Source organism: Falsiroseomonas oryziterrae, from assembly GCF_021864505.1.
Classification (GTDB): domain Bacteria; phylum Pseudomonadota; class Alphaproteobacteria; order Acetobacterales; family Acetobacteraceae; genus Falsiroseomonas; species Falsiroseomonas oryziterrae.
The window spans coordinates 1-765 of sequence record NZ_JAKJIB010000663.1; the positions used below are offsets into that span (position 1 = coordinate 1).

The following is a 765-nucleotide window of genomic DNA, read 5'->3' on the forward strand; positions in this document are numbered from 1 at the left end:
ACGCCGAGGAGCCGGGCCGGCTCTACCGCTTCTCCGCGCTGCGCGAGGCCGCGGGCTACACGCTCGGCACCGCCGTCGGCGCCGAGGCGCCGCGGCTGATGTTCCGCGCGGCGGCGGAAGGGCTGGAGACGATCGAGCCGGAAGCGAAGACCCGCGACGACCGCCTGCCCGGCGATGCAAGCCCGCAGGTCTGGCGCCGCTGCGACGCGCCGCCCGCCGCGCTCGCCGCGCTGCATGGCGAGGGCATCGCCTTCCTCGCCGCGCTCGAGCACCTGGAAGCCGCCTGCGGCACCGGCACGCCGGGCGCCTGCGGCGAGGCGATCCTGCGCCAGGGCGATGTCAGCGGCGACGGCAGGCTGGCGCCCGCGGAACTCGCCCGCCTCGTCCGCGGCGCGTCCTGGGTGGTCGCGGTGCAGGAAGGCGCGACCCAGGACATCCTGGCCGGCGCGGTGGGCGCCGGCGCGCTGGCCGGCATCCTCGCCGCGCGGGCGCTGGTCGAGAGCCTCGATTACGACGGCGACGGCCGCATCTCTCTCGCCGAACTGCTGCAGGATCGCGGCACGGCCTTCGCCCGCGCGGCCGGCACCGCAGCCGGCCGGCCGCTCCGCATGGAAGGCATCGCGGAGGGCGCGGGCATGCTCCGCAGCCTGATGGACGGGCTGCTCGGCAGCGCGCCCTGACGTCGTCCCCCTCCCTCTGACCGACGGTCCGTCCTCTGTAGCGTCCGAGGCCTGAGTCTGAGACGTGTGCCACCGCCCGACGCAG

Annotated in this window: 1 protein-coding gene; it reads left to right on the plus strand. The window is 76.6% G+C overall.

The window, feature by feature from the left end; genetic code table 11:
- Positions 1-680, plus strand: a 680-nt coding sequence (locus L2I40_RS23960; RefSeq protein ID WP_237217843.1) for an EF-hand domain-containing protein, incomplete at its 5' end; no start/stop codon positions are given.
- Positions 681-765: the final 85 nt, after the last annotated feature.